Consider the following 15028-nt stretch of genomic DNA (forward strand, 5'->3'; position numbering starts at 1 on the left):
GAGGTGAATTTGAGTCGTCGTGGTCGACGCGTGCGTTCTACGCTGCGCCCATGCTGCTTCGCATGTCGACCCTGTTGCTGCGGACCCTGCGCGAGGATCCGGCCGACGCGGAGGTGCCGAGCCATCGGCTGCTGCTGCGCGCCGGTTACATCCGCCGCGCCGCATCGGGCGGCTACACCTGGCTGCCGCTGGGCAAGCTGGTGCTGGACCGGATCACCGAGGTGGTGCGGGGCGAACTGTTCGCGATCGGCGACCAGGAGGTGCACTTCCCGGCGCTGCTACCCGCCGAGCCGTACCAGACCAGCGGCCGGTGGGCGGAGTACGGCGACGACATCTTCACCCTCGCCGACCGGCGCGGCGCCGAGCACCTGCTGGCGCCCACCCACGAGGAGATGGCGGCGCTGCTCGTCAAGGACCTGTTCACCTCGTACCGGGACTTCCCGGTGACGTTGTTCCAGGTGCAGACGAAGTTCCGCGACGAGGCACGGCCCCGGGCAGGGCTGCTGCGCGGCCGGGAGTTCCTGATGAAGGACGCGTACTCCTTCGACCTGGACGACGAAGGGCTGCGGGAGGCGTACGCCCGGCACCGGGCGGCGTACCGGCGGATCTTCGACCGGCTGGGCCTGGACTACACGGTGGTGCACGCGATGTCCGGCGCGATGGGCGGCTCGGCGTCGGAGGAGTTCCTTGCCACGACGCCGGTCGGCGAGGACACGTTCGTGGGCTGCACGACCTGCGACTACGCGGCGAACACCGAGGCGGTCGTCACGCGGGCGCCGGCCGCCGCTGATCCGGTCGCGCAGCCTGCCGTCGAGGTGCACGACACTCCCGAGACGCCGACGATCGCCAGCCTCGTGGAGTTGGCCAACGCCCGCCGGCTGGGCGGCCGGGACGACTGGACAGCCGCCGCCACCCTCAAGAACGTCGTGCTGACTGTGCGGCAGCCGGGCGCCGAGCGGGCCGAGCCCCTGGTGATCGGGTTGCCCGGTGACCGGGAGGTCGACCTGAAGCGGGTCGGCGCGGCCCTGCACCCGGCACAGGTCGCCGTCTTCGACGAGTGGGCCGAGCATCCGGAACTGGTACGCGGGTACATCGGCCCGCAAGGGCTCGACAAGCTGGGCGTCCGCTACCTGGTCGACCCGCGGGTGGCACCCGGCTCGGCGTGGCTGACCGGCGCGAACGAGCCGGGTCGACACGCGACCGGTGTGGTGTCCGGACGGGACTTCACACCGGACGGCACGATCGAGGCGGCCGAGGTACGCGCCGGCGACCCCTGCCCCGACTGCGCCGACGGCGAGTTGACGATCCGGCGGGGCATCGAGATCGGGCACATCTTCCAGCTCGGCCGCCGGTTCACCGACGCGTTCGCTGTCGACGTGCTCGGCCCTGCCGGCAAACCCGTCCGGCCCACGATGGGCTGCTACGGCATCGGGATCTCCCGGGCCGTGGCGGCGATCGCCGAGCAGCACCACGACGACAGGGGGCTCTGCTGGCCGGCAGCGATCGCGCCGTGCGACGTACACCTGGTGGTTGCGGGTAAGGGGCCGCAGCTCGACGCGGCGCTGGAGCTCGGCGGACGCCTCGCCGCAGCCGGCGTGCGCGTGCTTGTCGATGACCGGACGCACGTGTCGGCCGGTGTGAAGTTCACCGACGCGGAGCTGATCGGCATCCCGCGCAGCGTCGTGGTCGGCCGCCGCCTGACCGACGGGTACGTCGAGGTGCGTACGCGGGTCGGCGACGACCGCGTGGAATTGCCGTTGGACGGTCTGGTGGAGCGCATCGTCCACGAAGTACACAGCGAACGTGGGAACCTGGGTGTAGCCGCCAGGTGACGGGGGTACGGCAGTTCGATCGGGCGGAAAAGTCTTCGGAGGAACTCATGGCCGGTTACCGGGTCAGTGATGTGATGACCAAGCAGGTGGTCTATCTGCCGGTGGAGACCACCCTGGACGAGGCGGCCAAGGTGATGAAGGAGGCGGACATCGGCGACGTGGTTGTCACCGAGGGCGCCACTCTCGCCGGCATGCTCACCGATCGCGACATCGTGGTCAGGGCGGTGGCCGAGAACAGTTCACCGGCGTCCACCACCATCGGCTCGATCATCACCCGCGAGGTGGTCATGATCGAGCAGCACTGCACGGCTGGTGAGGCGGCGACGCTCATGCGGGACCGGGGCATCCGGCGGGTGCTTGTCTGCGACAGCGACCGCAAGCTTGTCGGGATCGTGTCGCTCGGCGACCTGGCCATGCAGCTCGACCCGACGAGCGCCCTCAGCGAGATCAGCGAGCAAACCCCCACTGTGTAAGGAAGGGCCCCTTCTTAACGCCTCGGGTATAGGAAGGGGCCCCTCCTAACGGCGGTAGCCTCGACGCATGGCTGACATGCCGGCCCGACTGGCCGAGATCGTCGACGAGTTCGCTGCCGCGCCGCGCGACCTGGTGCTGGAGATGCTCCTGGAGTACGCGGACGTCGTCCCACCACTGCCGGACGACACCGTGCGCGAGGGCATGGAGCAGGTGCCGGAGTGCCAGACGGCGTTCTTCCTGCGCGCCCGGGTGACGCCGGACGGGGTCGTCGACACCCTCTTCGACTGCCCGCCGGAGGCGCCCACCACGAGGGCGTTCGCCGGGATCCTCGCCGAAGGACTGGCCGGCGCGAGCGCCGAGGAGGTGCTGGCCGTGCCGGACGACCTCTACCAGCGGATGGGCCTGGCGCAGGCGATCAGCCCGCTGCGCGTACGCGGTGGCACGGCGATCCTGGGCCGACTCAAGCGGCAGGTACGGGAACAACTCGGCTGACCGGGCGGTTGCCACCGATCATGGAGATCGAAATCTACGCCGACGTCGTCTGCCCGTGGTGCTACATCGGCAAGCGGCGGCTGGATGAGGCTCTGGCCCGCTACGAGGGCGAGGTGACGGTGCGCTACCGGCCGTTCCAGCTCGACCCGTCGCCGGTGCCCGAGCCCCGCCCGACTGTGGAGGCGATGGCCGCGAAGTTCGGCGGGCCGGAGCGGGCGCGGCAGATGTTCGACCACGTGACCCAGATCGCTGCCGCTGACGGGCTACGACTGGACTTCGACAGCGCGCTGATCGCCAACACCTTCGACGCGCACCGGCTGGTCTCGTACGCCACCGACCACGGTCGGGCCGCCGAGATGGTCGAGGCGCTCTACCAGGCGCACTTCCAACAGGGTGTCGACATCGGCTCCCGGGAGGCACTGGCCGCCATCGCCGGCGGGATCGGCCTGGACGCCGCCGACGCACGCCGGTTCCTCGAGTCCGACGAGCGCGTCGCCGACATCACCGCACAGTTGGCCACCGCCCGGGACCTGGGCATCAGCAGCGTGCCGACCTTCGTCCTGGCCGGGAAGTACGCGGTTTCCGGCGCACAGGAGACGCAGACGTTGCTGGCCGCTCTCGCCGAGGTCGAGCAGCGGGAGTCTGCGACGAACTGACCACGCACGCGATGTTTCACGTGCAACAGTATCGACGGTGATCTCTGCTCAGGCGGGCTTGGCCAGGCCCTCGACGACCTGCGCGCCGGGCAGGGCGCCGAGCGCCGGCCCCGGCAGCGCGATCTTGCTGTGCCGTACGCCGGACCCGATGATCACGTGCGGCGTGGCGATCACCCGAGCGTCGACGAGGATCGGCCACTGGGCCGGCAGCCCGATCGGCGTGATGCCGCCGTACTCCATGCCTGTCAACTCGACCGCGTCGTCCATCGGGGCGAAGCTCGCCTTGCGTACGTCCAACGCCCGCCGGGCCACCCCGTTGACGTCGGCACGGGTGGTGGCCAGGATGACGCAGGCCGCGTAGCGGACCACACCCTCACGCTTGCCGGCCACCACCACACAGTTGGCCGACACCTCCAGCCCCACCTCGTACGCGGCGCAGAAGGCAGCCGTGTCGGCGAGGTCGGCGTCGATCGGAGCGACAAACACGTCGTCGACGTCCACCGGCGCCTCGACGGGCCACTGGGCGATGGCCTCCGCCACCGGCGCGGCGAGCAGGTCGAGGCGGGCACGGGCCGGTTCGGTCTTCAGCGTTCCCATCACGGGTGCGATCCTCGCACCTGCCGCGTCGGGTCGCCCGTCGACCTCCGAGCCGTCCCGCGACGCCACCTGGTCGGGCTGCACGGGAGCGCGACTCAACTGCCGGACAGGAAGGCGTTTTCGCGCAGGAAGGTGCGGTCGCGCGAGGCGGCCATCTCCTCGGCGCGACGGGCCTTGGCCCGATACAACTCCAGATCCTCCAGGGCGTGCCGGACACCGACCCGGATCACGCCGTAGAGGAAGACGAAACCGGCGACGTAGAGGATCACGGTGATGACGACAGCGAACATGGCGTCACCGTAAGGCGAACGTGAACGGCCGTCGGTCTCATTTCCGGCCGGTTCCCCCGTACGTGTCGGCGAGATGGTCGGCCCATGTGCGTACGCCGCGCGGCAGGGCGTCGGTGAGCAGACCACCGGCGCGCAGCTCACGACCGAGCCGGCCCGGAATCCGCACCGGCAGCAGCGGTCTGCGTGAGCCTCGGGCCTCCCGCCAGGCGCGGACCGCCTCGTCGAAGCGGAGCACCTGCGGGCCTCCGTACTCCTCGATTCCACCGAGCGGGCCGGCGACCAGCCGGGCCGCGAGGCGGGCCGCCACCTCGCCCGGGTCGACCGGCTGGGCGAGCACCGCCCGGTCGCCGATCACCGGGCCCAGCCGGGAACTGGACGCCAGCAGGTCGTCCAGGAACTGGGGGAACTGGGTGGCCCGCAGCACCGACCACGGCACCGGACCGGCAGCGACCACCTGCTCGGCGGCGAGCTTGTGCCGGTAGTACGGGATCGGCACCCGATCCACGCCGACGATCGAGACGTAGACCAGGTGCCGGACGCCGGCCGCGGCGGCTGCCACCACCAGCCGACGGGTGCCCAGCACGTCCACCTGGTGGGTCCTGCCCCGAGGCGAGGACGCCAGGTGCAGCACCGCGTCCACTCCCGCCACCGCCTCGGCCACACCGTCCCCGGTGGCAAGGTCGGCGACCACCCACTCGACGTCGGAGTCCTGACGCGCCCGCCGGCCGGTGGCACGGACATCCACCCCGTCCTCGCGTAGCCGGGCCAGCGTCGGCCGACCCAGATGACCACCCGCCCCGGTGACAAGCACCTTCATCGTCGTCTCCCGTCCCGCCGCCATCCACTGTCACCACCGAGCCACCCGGCCCACGGCAGATGACGGCAGTCGGAGGCGACACGTGACAAGGTGTGCGCCGCCTCACCCCGAGCGCACCAGGTCCAGCACTGTGAACAGCGCGAAGAACGCGATAAGCACCTCGTTCACCACCCAGGCATGCCCCTCGGCCCACCGCCGCAGGGCCGTCAACACCCGGGTCGCGCGACGCCCGAGCAGCAGCAACGCCAACAACGGCAACGCCAGCAGGAACACGGTGACCAGCACGAACGGCAACAGATGCCACCACGGCAGATCGTGTCGGGCCACGCTCGCTCCGACGGCGGCCATCGTCAGGTCGTCGGTGGGCGCCACCACGACGAGCACCACACCCGCTCGCAGCGCCCAGCGCGGGTCGCCGCGTCCGACGCTGCCCAGCCACCGGGGTGGCCCGGCCCGGTTCCGGCGCACCCAGACCACCGCGGCCAGCATCACCAGCAGGACGAGCACCACCACGTCGATGAGCCGGCCCCTGTCGACCCGGCCCGCGACGGCGCTGGCGTCGGCGGTCAGCCCACCCAACCAGCGGGTCAGCAGCCAGCTCGCCGTCACCCCGGCGGCCACCACCAGCCCAACACCGGCGAGGAAGCTCAGCGACGCTGCCCGGGGCCGGTCCGACGAGGCGAGGAAGACCGCCACGATCAGCTTCGTTCCGGCGGCCACCACCACGGCCAGTGGCAGGACGGTCAGGAAGCTCATTGCCCGCCATCCTCCCGGCCCGGCCGGGCATCACACGGTCGAATCCGCGCGGATCACCCGCCCGGCCGCGTACGTCCGACCACCACCCGACCGGCCAGCAGCGCACCGACCAACGCCAGGCCGCCGGCCACCACCAGGGTCACCGTGTAGCTGCCCGCACCTGGCGCGCTTCCGGCCGCCAGCACGGCACCGGTGAGCGCCAGTACGGTCGCCGCGAAGAGCGCGTCGCCCAGTTGCAGCGAGGAACTGTTGCGGCCCTGCTCACCGGGGGCGGACAACTCAAGGGTGAGCACCGACAGCGACGGATAGAGCAGACCCATGCCCACACCGGCCGCGGCCCAGCCCAGCACGAGGACTGCCACCGGCACAACAGGTTGGACAGCGACCGCCACCAACGCGATGCCGACAGTGATGAAGGTCAGCCCCGCCCGGGGCAGGCTCGCCCGGGAGGCCGGCACCGGGACACGCCCCTGCACCCAGGAGCCCACCGACCACGCCAACGCCCCCACTGTGAGGACCAGCCCGGCAGCCGTCGGCGAGAACCCTCGCTCCCGGGAGAGCAGAAGCGGGATGACCACCTCGGCGCCGACGAAGGCCGCCGAGGCCAGACCCCGCAGACCGATCACAGTGGGCAGCCCTCGGGCGGCCCGCAGGAACCCGGCCGGCAGCAGGCGGGGAGCGCAGACCAGCAGACCGGCCAGGGCGATGACGACCAGCACCACGGCGGTCACGCCGCGCTGCTGTCCCCCGATGTGCAACAGCGCGGCGCTCACCCCCGCCCCGCACGCCCAGGCGATCCGGGCCACCGCCCCCGCCGGCACCCGGCTCGCGACCGTAGCGCCGAACGACCGCAGGCCGGGATGGATCAGCAACACCGCGGGAACGGCCAACGCCGGCACCGCCAGGAACACCCAGCGCCAGCCCAGGTGCTCGACGATCAGGCCAGCCAGCACCGGGCCGACGAGCGACGGCACGACCCACGCGGCGGCGAACGCCGCGAAGATCCGCCGATGCAGATCCTCCGGGTACGCCCGAGCGACGATCACGTACAGCGCCACCGAGAGCAGGCCCGAGCCGAAGCCCTGCACCACCCGACCGACGACAAGGAAACCCATCAGCGGCGCCGTTCCGGCCACCACCAACCCGACGACGAACCAGCCGACGCCGTGCCACAGGGGCGCCCGGGGCCCCCGGGCGTCGCACCAGATGCCGGACACCACCATGCCGATCACGCTGGCGGCGAACGAACCGCCGAACGCGATCCCGTACAGGGCGAGACCGTCCAGGCTGCGCGCCACCGTCGGCATCGCCGTACCGACCGCGAGGGCCTCGAACGCGACGAGCGAGATCAGCGCGACGCTGCCCACTGTCATGGCCCGCAGCCGCGGTGCCCAGAGCCCGGGCTCCGGCGAAACAGCGGTGGCGGTCACCGCCGGGCCGCCGTCGGAGCGTCGGTCAGACACGGGTTCGGGTTCGTACTGGTCGGCATGGCCCAAGCCTGCGACCTCAACCTCAATTCAGGTCAACCGGGAGTGACCTGACTCTCGTCCGCCATCCACGGCGAAGTTCCCCTCCTCGCGGGGCATAACGGATGCCACGTCGGGAAGCCAGCCCTCCGGATCCGAGGCAGCGGGAGGGCACGATGGCCGACGGCAGAACCAGCAGCGGCAGGGAGCCGGGCGGGCGCCACTGCGACCGTACGCCTCGATGACGGCGGTGGGTCGCGCCGCCGGCCGTCTGCTGCCGTCCGTCAACGTGCCGCAGTTGGTCGGCGCGGCGTCGCGCACCGTCGGCCCGACCGCGACCCGGCTGGCCCGGCTGGCCGGCCTGACCCGCCGGAAGGTCCGCTCCCGGCCCGGCCGGCACCACATCGAGGTGCACGGTGTCTGCCAACCGGGCGGCGACAAGCTGGCCCGGCAGGTGGAGAGCGCGTTGGAAGGGCTGCCCGGGGTGATCTGGGCACGCGTGAACGCGCCCTCAGGCCGGGTGGTGGTCGCGGTGCAGGCGCCGGAGCCGGACCTGGGCGACCTGATCAGGACGATCGAGCGGACCGAGCGGACCTGCGATCACGACCCCGATCCGGACGTCCCACCGCCCCACCCGCCAGAGGAGGGGCCGCGTACGCCACGCACCCTCGGAGCGCTGGCCTCCGACGTGCTGGGCCTGACCATCTCCGCGGCGACCCGGATCCTGCCGCTGACACCCGTACCCGGTGAGGTGGTCGGGCTCGTAGGCGCTGTCGACCTGCACCCGAAACTGCACGCGCTCGCCGATCGGGGACTCCGCTCGGACCCGCGCGCCGAACTGCTGTTTCCGCTCACCGAGGCAGTGGTGCAGGGCCTCACCGGCGGCTGGATCGGCATCGTCCTGGACGGCGCACAGCGGATCGTGCAGTGGGGCGAAGCCCGGGCACAGCTACGCGCCTGGGAACAGGCCGAACCGCGGCTGACCGGCGCACCGGACCGGGCCAGCGCACGGTGGCACCCGGACGACCGCCCCCGACCGAAGCCGGACGGTCCGATCGAGCGGTACGTCAACGGCATGCTGATCGCCGGCGCGGCGGGAGCGCTGGCGGCCATACCCGTAGTCGGGCACAAACGCGCCGGCTCGGTAGGCCTCTCCGCGCTGCCCAAGGCCCCCGGCAGTGGCCGCGAGGGGTACGCCGCGCAGCTCGGCCGGATCCTGGCCCGCCGAGGCGTGATCGCCATGGACCGCAGCGTGCTGCGGGAGTTGGACCGCATCGACACGCTGGTGCTCGACGCCGCCGTACTCGGCTCCGACCGAGGGGGCCTCGCCGACCTGGCACCGCTGCCCGGAGCCGACGTCGACCAGGTGGCCGAGCGGGCGTTCGCGCTGTTCGACCCCGACGCGCCGGGCGCGTCGCGGGAGGTCGACGGCTGGCGACTCGGCCCGCTGGAGCAACTGCACGCCGAGGACCCCGGCGACACCGCCGACAGCGACCGGCTGCGCTCGGCCGGCGGCCAGGTGCTCGGCCTCGCGCACGGCGACCGGCTTGCCGCGCTGCTGCGTGTCGAGCCGGAACCCGCGCCGGGCGTCGACGGCCTTCCGACCGCCGCACGGCACAGCGGGCTGCGGCTGGTGGTCGCGGGAGCGGACGACGAACGGTACGGCTTCGCCGACGCCCTGCTGCCCGGCGGTGACCAGCTCGCCGACTCGGTGCGGACACTGCAACGTGACGGCGCGGTGGTGATGCTGGTGTCCGGAAACCGGGCAGGGCTCGCCGCCGCCGACTGCGGCCTCGGTCTGAGCGGGCCGGATGACCTGCCACCGTGGGGTGCGCACCTGCTGGTCGGCACCGACCTGCGGGTGGTGGCGCTCATCGTGGAGGCGGCCGGGGTGGCCCGACGGATGGCCGGGCAGAACATCCGCCTGGCGATGGCCGGCACCGGTCTCGGCGCACTGGGCGCCTTCACCGCCCCACGGACGCAGCTCCCCCTGCGCGCCCTCGCCTCGGTGAACGGCGCGGCGGCGCTCGCCTTCGCCCACGGCGTGTGGCGGGCCGGGCGCGTTCCGGACCACACGGACACCCCTGCACCGGTGGCGACCGCCTGGCACCTGATGCCTGTCGACGCGGTCCTGCACCGGCTCCACACCGGGCCGGGCGGTCTGAGCAGCGCGGAGGCGTCCCGCCGGCAGAGCGGACACGGTAGGCCCGACAGCAACGCCCCGGCCGGTGGGCTGCTGCGCGCCTTCGTGGACGAGCTGGCCAACCCACTCACCCCGGTGCTCGCCGCCGGGGCGGTGCTCTCGGCCACGTTCGGCTCGCTCGTCGACGCCGCACTCGTGGGCGGCGTGGTGGGCGGCTCCGCACTCGTCGGGGCGGTCCACGAGCGCAACACCGAACGGTCACTTGCCACACTGCTGTCCCGCTCGGCGGTCACCGCGAGGGTCCGCCGGGACGGCACCGAACGGGTGGTCGCCGCGGAGGACCTGGTGCCCGGGGACCTCATCACCCTCGAATCCGGTGACTCGGTGCCCGCCGACTGCCGGGTGCTCGAATCGGTGGGGCTGGAGGCCGACGAGTCATCGCTGACCGGCGAATCGCTGCCGGTGGCCAAGACCGACAGGCCGGTGGTCGCCACCGCCCTCGCCGATCGGCACTCGATGCTCTACGACGGCACCACCATCGCCGCCGGGCACGGCACCGCAGTCGTCGTTGCGACCGGCGCCGACACCGAGGCAGGGCGCAGCATGGCGCTCGTCCGGCAGGCACCTCCGACCAGTGGGGTGGAGGCTCGGCTCGGTTCGCTGACCAAGGCCGCCATCCCGTTGGCAGCCGGATCGGCGATCGCGGTCGCCGGCGCGGGACTGCTTCGGGGCGTACCCCTGCGGGAGACGGCGGCGACCGCCGCGAACCTGGCCGTCGCGTCGGTGCCGGAAGGGCTGCCGTTTCTGGTAAGCGCGGCACAACTGGCCGCCGCCCGACGGCTGGCCGAGCACGGTGCCCTGGTCCGCAATCCACGCACGATCGAGGCGCTGGGCCGGGTGGACGTGCTGTGCTTCGACAAGACCGGCACCCTCACCGAGGGCCGTTTGCTGCTCGCCGGGGTCGGTGACGGTGCCGGCGACCGGTACGCGTCGGTGGACCGGCTGGACGACCGGCTCCGGTTGACGCTGGCGGCGGCGCTGCGGGCGACGCCTGCGGCGGCCGATCCGGAGGAGTTGGCGTTGCAGACCGACCGGGCGGTCCGGCGGGGGGCAACCACGGGCAATGTGGTGGAGCAGACCGGCGCGCCCGGGTGGCAGGCGGCCGGTGGGCTGCCGTTCGAGCCGTCCCGCGGCTACCACGCGAGCGTCGGGGAGACCGACGGCCGCCTGTTGTTGAGCGTCAAGGGCGCGCCGGAGACGGTACTGCCGCGCTGCGCGACCCGCCGCGTCGACGGCCGGCAGGAGCCGCTGGACGACGCCGGACGCGCCGAGCTGCACCGGATGCTTGCCGACCGTGCCGGCGCGGGGCACCGGATCCTTGCCGTCGCCGAGTGCACGGTGACCAGCCCGGACGTCACCGACGACCAGGTCCAGGGCCTGGCCTTCGTCGGCTTCCTCGCCATGGCCGACGGTGTCCGGGAGAGCGCCGCGCCGGCCGTACGCCGGATCCGCCAGGCCGGCGTGCACACCATCATGATCACCGGCGACCACCCGGCCACCGCCGAAGCGATCGCCGCCACCATCAGCGAGCACGACGAGCAGCGGGTCGTCACTGCCGGCGAGCTGGACCAACTCGACGACGAGGCACTCGCCGAACGGCTCGCCCGCACGGACGTGGTGGCCCGCTGCACCCCGGCGCACAAGGTACGGATCATCCAGTCCCTGCAGAAATGCGGACGGACCGTTGCCATGACCGGCGACGGCGCCAACGACGCGCCAGCGATCCGACTCGCCGACGTCGGTATCGCGCTCGGCCAGCGGGGCACCCCGGCCGCCCGAGCTGCCGCCGACCTGGTGGTCACCGACGATCGACTGGAAACCATCATCGCCACCCTTGTCGAGGGTCGGGCCATGTGGTCGTCGGTACGCCACGCACTCAGCATCCTCGTCGGCGGCAACCTCGGCGAGATCGCGTTCAGCGTCCTGAGCGCCGCCGCTACCGGCCGCTCCGCGCTCACCGGGCGACAACTCCTGCTGGTCAACCTCCTCACCGACCTGGCACCGGCGCTGGCCATCGCCGTCCGCCCACCTGCCGCGGACAGCACCGACAGCCTGCTCCGGGAGGGTCCGGACGCGTCGCTCGGAGCGACCCTCAGCAGGGAGATCGGGCTGCGCGCGGCAGCCACCACACTTGGCGCGACCACCGGGTGGACGCTCGCCCGGTACACCGGCCGCCGGCGGCGGGCCGGAACTGTCGCCCTCGTCTCCCTGGTCGGCACCCAGCTCGGCCAGACCGTCCTGGCCGGAGGCACCAGCCCCGCGGTGCTGGCGTCCACGGCGGCGTCACTGGGTGTGCTGGTCGTTGTGGTACAGACACCGGGGCTCAGCCAGTTCTTCGGCTGCACGCCGCTCGGGCCGGTCGGCTGGACCATCGGGGCCGGATCGGCGCTCGGTGCCACCTTCGCCAACGGCGCGCTCACCAGGCTGGTGGAGCGCCTGCCGTCCGCCGGCGACCGGCAACCATCGAGCGAAGACCCGGACCAGGCTACGGACGCATCCCAGGACTGATCGCCGCCGCGCCGCTTGGACGCAATCGGCTGGGGTAAAGGGTCTGTGGTCGCGCCGACGCACGGACCCTGCGCTGCGGATCGCCCAGCTTCCCGAGCTGGACGCCGTGGTCCTGTCCCACCTGCACGGCGACCACTTCGACCGGGTCGCCCGACGCGAACTGGACCGCGAGCTGCCCATCGTCACGACGCCCGCAGCGGAGCGCAAGCTGCGCCGCTGGGGCTTCCGGGCCGCCGAGGGCCTGCCCACCTGGTCGTCCCGGGAACTGCACCGCGACGGTACGACAATGCGACTGACCTCCATGCCCGGCAAGCACGGCCCGGGCGCGCTGGACCGGCTACTCCCCGACGTGATGGGCACGATGATCGACGTGGAGCGCGCCGGGCGGCGCGAGTTCCGGCTCTACGTCACCGGGGACACGTTGAACCGGCCCCTGCTCACGGCCATCCCCGAGCGTTACCCGGACATCGACGCGATGCTGATCCACCTCGGCGGCACGAAGGTCGCCGGGATCCTGCTCACCATGGACGCCCAGCAGGGCGCCGACCTGGTGGAGCTGATCCGGCCGAAGCTGACAGTGCCGATCCACTACGACGACTATCCGGTGTTCCGCTCCCCGCTGCGGGACTTCGTCGACGAGGCCCGCCGCCGTGGCTGGGTCAAGCAGGTACGCACCATCGCCCGGGGCGAGACCGCCCCGCTCACCCCGCCTTCCTGACGGACGGCGCCTTATCCGGCTGCCGGAGCGGGCTTATCCCGCTGCCCGAACGGATCGCGGGGCGGTGCCTGCTCCGCCCAGCAGAGGCCGCCGCGGAACTCCACCCCGGGGATGCCGTCGACGAGCCCACTGATGTCCACGACACCGGCCAGGGAACTGGCAAGGTCGGCCCGCAACTCCTCGACGGCGGATTCGAGGTCATCTTCCTCAGTGGACCAGTCGATATCGGCGGCTCGAAGCTCTCGCACGGCGAGAGCGCTGACCGCCGCGGGATCGGTCACGATCACCTCCAGCCGGCAGTACACCTGCATCGTCACTGTTTGCTCGTTCATCCAGTGATCATGCATTCCGGCACATCGAGACGGGAAACGGGCCGGCTCAGGCAAGGAACCAGCCAAACACCTGTGCCTCGAGGTCTTACCCACGGCGTCAGGGGATGAGGCGGTCGAGCAGTTCGAATCGGTCGTACGGCTGGTCGTAGTCGCCGAAGTGCCCGTCGTCGCGCACGATCTGGGTGCCGCCGAGCTGCTCGAACATGGCGCGTCCCTGCCGGTCGTCGCAGCCGTACGGATCCTCGCGCGAGTTGACGAAGTAGATGTCACGCACGTGCGACCGGATCGCGGCCCAGTCGTAGCTCGGCTGAAGGACCGGTTCTTCCTCCGTGTTGGGCGGGGTGCAGTAGCCGGCGACCAGGATCGCCTGAGCAACGGTCACGTCCACGTGCTCCAGGAGAGCCAGCAGGAGAGCCGCGCCGCCGGAGTGCCCCACCAGGACCGTGTCCTCGTCGAAGCGGTGCCCGTTCAGCACCCTTGGCAGGAACGTGGCGATCGGCTCGACGTTGATGGCTGGGTAGTGCGGTACCTCGACGGTATAGCCCCGGCCCTTGAGCCGCTCTGCCAGCCAGGGATACCAGCAGACGTCCGGGCTGCCGCCGGTCCCGTGAAAGATGATCGCTCTGGCCGCCACCATGCCCCCTCCGGGTCGACTCGTCGATCCAACCATGTGATCCGTCGAGCGGCTCCCGCGTTCAGGCTCACCGACAGTAAGGCGTGGCGGGACGCGTGCCGGCTACCGCCTCCGCGCCCGAGTGCGCTCGCGATGCCCTGCGCGGTCCGGACGTCCGATGTGACCGCCCGGACGCCAGGCCTCACCCAACCAGAGGTGCGGCGCGTGGTGGCGGACCGCGGCCACCGCCAGGGGCACGTCGGCTGTCTCGATCCGGAGCCGGTACCGCAGATGAGGCAGCCCGGGGCGGAACGGCTCCTCGTCGCGCACCAGCGTCCACAGCACCGGATCGTCACGGTCGATGGGACCCGTCGGGTACAACTCCAGCGAATGGAAAGCGATCTTGCGCCCCTGGCTCTGAAACAGGCCGACACCGGCGAGAATGCGCCACGGGACGACGTTCCGCCGGGCGCCGATGTCGAGCCACAGCCCCGTGCGGTCGATGAGGACCCTCGTGTGGCGCTGCCGCCAGAACACCACGAAGAGCACAACCCCCAGCACACCGAGTGCCATCAGGATGCCGGCCCCGAAGAGCCCCGCCATGAACGACCGGGGCTCGTGGATCCCGCCCACGATCGCGACAGCCGCGACGAGACCGGCCACCCCGGCCAGGACAGCAAGCAGGGCCAGGGGTAGACCCGTCCGGGCACGGCGCCGGCCCGTGGGTATCACCGTCGCGTCCGGTGCGGGGATGGCAAGGGGTACGGCCATGGTCGGCAAGCCTAGAACAGTGCTCACGGTGATGGAACTGCCGGGAACTCCACGATCCGAATGACAGCCGACCGAGATCAACCGATGAAAGTGCTGGTGGAGCCCAGGGGACTCGAACCCCTAACCCCTGCCTTGCAAAGGCAGTGCTCTGCCAGTTGAGCTAGGGCCCCGCGGGTGGCCGTGACAATCGCTCGTCGCGGCCTGACGTCAGCGCAGGTCAGGCGAGGTGGTCGCCTCGTGCCACAGCGCGCGCTCGTCGTTGGAGGCCTTGACCTTGCTGTAGACGACGGCGGCCACACCGACGACGCTAGCCAGGATCAGCAGCTTCTTGAACATGGGGCGACCCCTTGCGCTCGACTACCGTCGGACGACAATGCGGTGGGGCTAGCTGGAATCGAACCAGCGACCTCAGAGTTATCAGCTCTGCGCTCTAACCGACTGAGCTATAGCCCCGCGTTGCGACGAGCAAGATTAACCCATCCGCTCAGCTGGCCCCAAATCGG

Annotated in this window: 15 protein-coding genes and 2 tRNA genes; 6 read left to right on the forward strand and 11 right to left on the reverse strand. The window is 71.7% G+C overall.

Translation table 11 applies throughout. The features are described 5' to 3' along the window. Window positions 1-50 precede the first annotated feature (50 nt). From F4558_RS26465 to F4558_RS26480, 4 genes are all read left to right on the forward strand, one after another. A complete protein-coding gene (locus F4558_RS26465; protein WP_167946404.1) occupies window positions 51-1832 on the forward strand; it encodes a proline--tRNA ligase in 1782 nt (593 codons plus the stop codon). A gap of 47 nt (window positions 1833-1879) precedes the next feature. After that, window positions 1880-2305, forward strand: coding sequence for a CBS domain-containing protein (locus F4558_RS26470; RefSeq protein WP_053651731.1), 426 nt, complete (start codon window positions 1880-1882; stop codon window positions 2303-2305). 67 nt (window positions 2306-2372) lie between these two features. Beyond that, window positions 2373-2798, forward strand: coding sequence for a SufE family protein (locus tag F4558_RS26475; protein ID WP_167946406.1), 426 nt, complete (start codon window positions 2373-2375; stop codon window positions 2796-2798). A gap of 20 nt (window positions 2799-2818) precedes the next feature. Further along, window positions 2819-3454 (forward strand): DsbA family oxidoreductase, encoded by a 636-nt coding sequence (locus F4558_RS26480; RefSeq protein WP_053651726.1) that lies wholly within the window; start codon window positions 2819-2821, stop codon window positions 3452-3454. 48 nt (window positions 3455-3502) lie between these two features. On the opposite strand, the gene F4558_RS26485 is transcribed toward F4558_RS26480, so the two are convergent. The 5 genes from F4558_RS26485 to F4558_RS26505 form a co-directional block, all read right to left on the reverse strand. Beyond that, window positions 3503-4051 (reverse strand): YbaK/EbsC family protein, encoded by a 549-nt coding sequence (locus tag F4558_RS26485; RefSeq protein WP_053652334.1) that lies wholly within the window; start codon window positions 4049-4051, stop codon window positions 3503-3505. 95 nt (window positions 4052-4146) lie between these two features. After that, on the reverse strand, window positions 4147-4341 hold the full coding sequence (locus F4558_RS26490) for a hypothetical protein (protein ID WP_053651724.1): 195 nt from the start codon (window positions 4339-4341) through the stop codon (window positions 4147-4149). A gap of 37 nt (window positions 4342-4378) precedes the next feature. Beyond that, the gene (locus tag F4558_RS26495; protein ID WP_231639864.1) at window positions 4379-5182 is read right to left on the reverse strand and encodes an SDR family oxidoreductase; all 804 of its coding nucleotides are present in this window, start codon (window positions 5180-5182) and stop codon (window positions 4379-4381) included. A 78-nt stretch (window positions 5183-5260) separates the two neighbouring features. Then, on the reverse strand, window positions 5261-5914 hold the full coding sequence (locus F4558_RS26500; RefSeq protein WP_167946408.1) for a GAP family protein: 654 nt from the start codon (window positions 5912-5914) through the stop codon (window positions 5261-5263). A 53-nt stretch (window positions 5915-5967) separates the two neighbouring features. Continuing rightward, the gene (locus tag F4558_RS26505) at window positions 5968-7377 is read right to left on the reverse strand and encodes an MFS transporter (protein WP_312877398.1); all 1410 of its coding nucleotides are present in this window, start codon (window positions 7375-7377) and stop codon (window positions 5968-5970) included. A 244-nt stretch (window positions 7378-7621) separates the two neighbouring features. Between F4558_RS26505 and F4558_RS26510 the strand changes: the two genes are divergently transcribed. Together F4558_RS26510 and F4558_RS26515 are read left to right on the forward strand one after the other, a co-directional pair. After that, window positions 7622-12091: a cation-translocating P-type ATPase gene (locus tag F4558_RS26510; protein ID WP_167946410.1), complete on the forward strand. Its 4470-nt coding sequence runs from the start codon at window positions 7622-7624 to the stop codon at window positions 12089-12091. Further along, window positions 11976-12809: an MBL fold metallo-hydrolase gene (locus F4558_RS26515; protein WP_376767576.1), complete on the forward strand. Its 834-nt coding sequence runs from the start codon at window positions 11976-11978 to the stop codon at window positions 12807-12809. The genes F4558_RS26510 and F4558_RS26515 overlap by 116 nt, the downstream gene beginning before the upstream one ends. Before the next feature lie 11 nt (window positions 12810-12820). Here F4558_RS26515 and F4558_RS26520 read toward each other — a convergent pair whose 3' ends face one another. The 6 genes from F4558_RS26520 to F4558_RS26540 all read right to left on the reverse strand — a co-directional run bounded on the left by F4558_RS26520 (window position 12821) and on the right by F4558_RS26540 (window position 14978). Beyond that, window positions 12821-13141: a hypothetical protein gene (locus F4558_RS26520; RefSeq protein WP_231639861.1), complete on the reverse strand. Its 321-nt coding sequence runs from the start codon at window positions 13139-13141 to the stop codon at window positions 12821-12823. Between the two features lie 97 nt (window positions 13142-13238). Continuing rightward, window positions 13239-13778, reverse strand: coding sequence for an RBBP9/YdeN family alpha/beta hydrolase (locus F4558_RS26525; RefSeq protein ID WP_209273408.1), 540 nt, complete (start codon window positions 13776-13778; stop codon window positions 13239-13241). A 99-nt stretch (window positions 13779-13877) separates the two neighbouring features. Beyond that, on the reverse strand, window positions 13878-14417 hold the full coding sequence (locus F4558_RS26530; protein WP_209273409.1) for a hypothetical protein: 540 nt from the start codon (window positions 14415-14417) through the stop codon (window positions 13878-13880). A gap of 202 nt (window positions 14418-14619) precedes the next feature. Next, window positions 14620-14695, reverse strand: a tRNA-Ala gene (locus tag F4558_RS26535). A 37-nt stretch (window positions 14696-14732) separates the two neighbouring features. Then, entirely contained in the window at window positions 14733-14861 is a 129-nt protein-coding gene (locus F4558_RS31325) for a DLW-39 family protein (RefSeq protein WP_209273410.1), read from the reverse strand. Between the two features lie 43 nt (window positions 14862-14904). Next, window positions 14905-14978: transfer RNA gene (locus F4558_RS26540), tRNA-Ile, on the reverse strand. Window positions 14979-15028 lie beyond the last annotated feature (50 nt).

The organism is Micromonospora profundi (genome assembly GCF_011927785.1).
In the GTDB taxonomy this organism is placed as follows: Bacteria; Actinomycetota; Actinomycetes; order Mycobacteriales; family Micromonosporaceae; genus Micromonospora; species Micromonospora profundi.

What these genes read in the sequence shown, in the direction of transcription:
- F4558_RS26465 (WP_167946404.1), top strand. Translation starts at nt 51, where the DNA reads ATGCTGCTTCGCATGTCGACCCTGTTGCTGCGGACCCTGCGCGAGGAT.
- F4558_RS26470 (WP_053651731.1), top strand. Translation starts at nt 1,880, where the DNA reads ATGGCCGGTTACCGGGTCAGTGATGTGATGACCAAGCAGGTGGTCTAT.
- F4558_RS26475 (WP_167946406.1), top strand. Translation starts at nt 2,373, where the DNA reads ATGGCTGACATGCCGGCCCGACTGGCCGAGATCGTCGACGAGTTCGCT.
- F4558_RS26480 (WP_053651726.1), top strand. Translation starts at nt 2,819, where the DNA reads ATGGAGATCGAAATCTACGCCGACGTCGTCTGCCCGTGGTGCTACATC.
- F4558_RS26485 (WP_053652334.1), bottom strand. Translation starts at nt 4,051, where the DNA reads ATGGGAACGCTGAAGACCGAACCGGCCCGTGCCCGCCTCGACCTGCTC.
- F4558_RS26490 (WP_053651724.1), bottom strand. Translation starts at nt 4,341, where the DNA reads ATGTTCGCTGTCGTCATCACCGTGATCCTCTACGTCGCCGGTTTCGTC.
- F4558_RS26495 (WP_231639864.1), bottom strand. Translation starts at nt 5,182, where the DNA reads ATGGCGGCGGGACGGGAGACGACGATGAAGGTGCTTGTCACCGGGGCG.
- F4558_RS26500 (WP_167946408.1), bottom strand. Translation starts at nt 5,914, where the DNA reads ATGAGCTTCCTGACCGTCCTGCCACTGGCCGTGGTGGTGGCCGCCGGA.
- F4558_RS26510 (WP_167946410.1), top strand. Translation starts at nt 7,622, where the DNA reads ATGACGGCGGTGGGTCGCGCCGCCGGCCGTCTGCTGCCGTCCGTCAAC.
- F4558_RS26520 (WP_231639861.1), bottom strand. Translation starts at nt 13,141, where the DNA reads ATGAACGAGCAAACAGTGACGATGCAGGTGTACTGCCGGCTGGAGGTG.
- F4558_RS26525 (WP_209273408.1), bottom strand. Translation starts at nt 13,778, where the DNA reads ATGGTGGCGGCCAGAGCGATCATCTTTCACGGGACCGGCGGCAGCCCG.
- F4558_RS31325 (WP_209273410.1), bottom strand. Translation starts at nt 14,861, where the DNA reads ATGTTCAAGAAGCTGCTGATCCTGGCTAGCGTCGTCGGTGTGGCCGCC.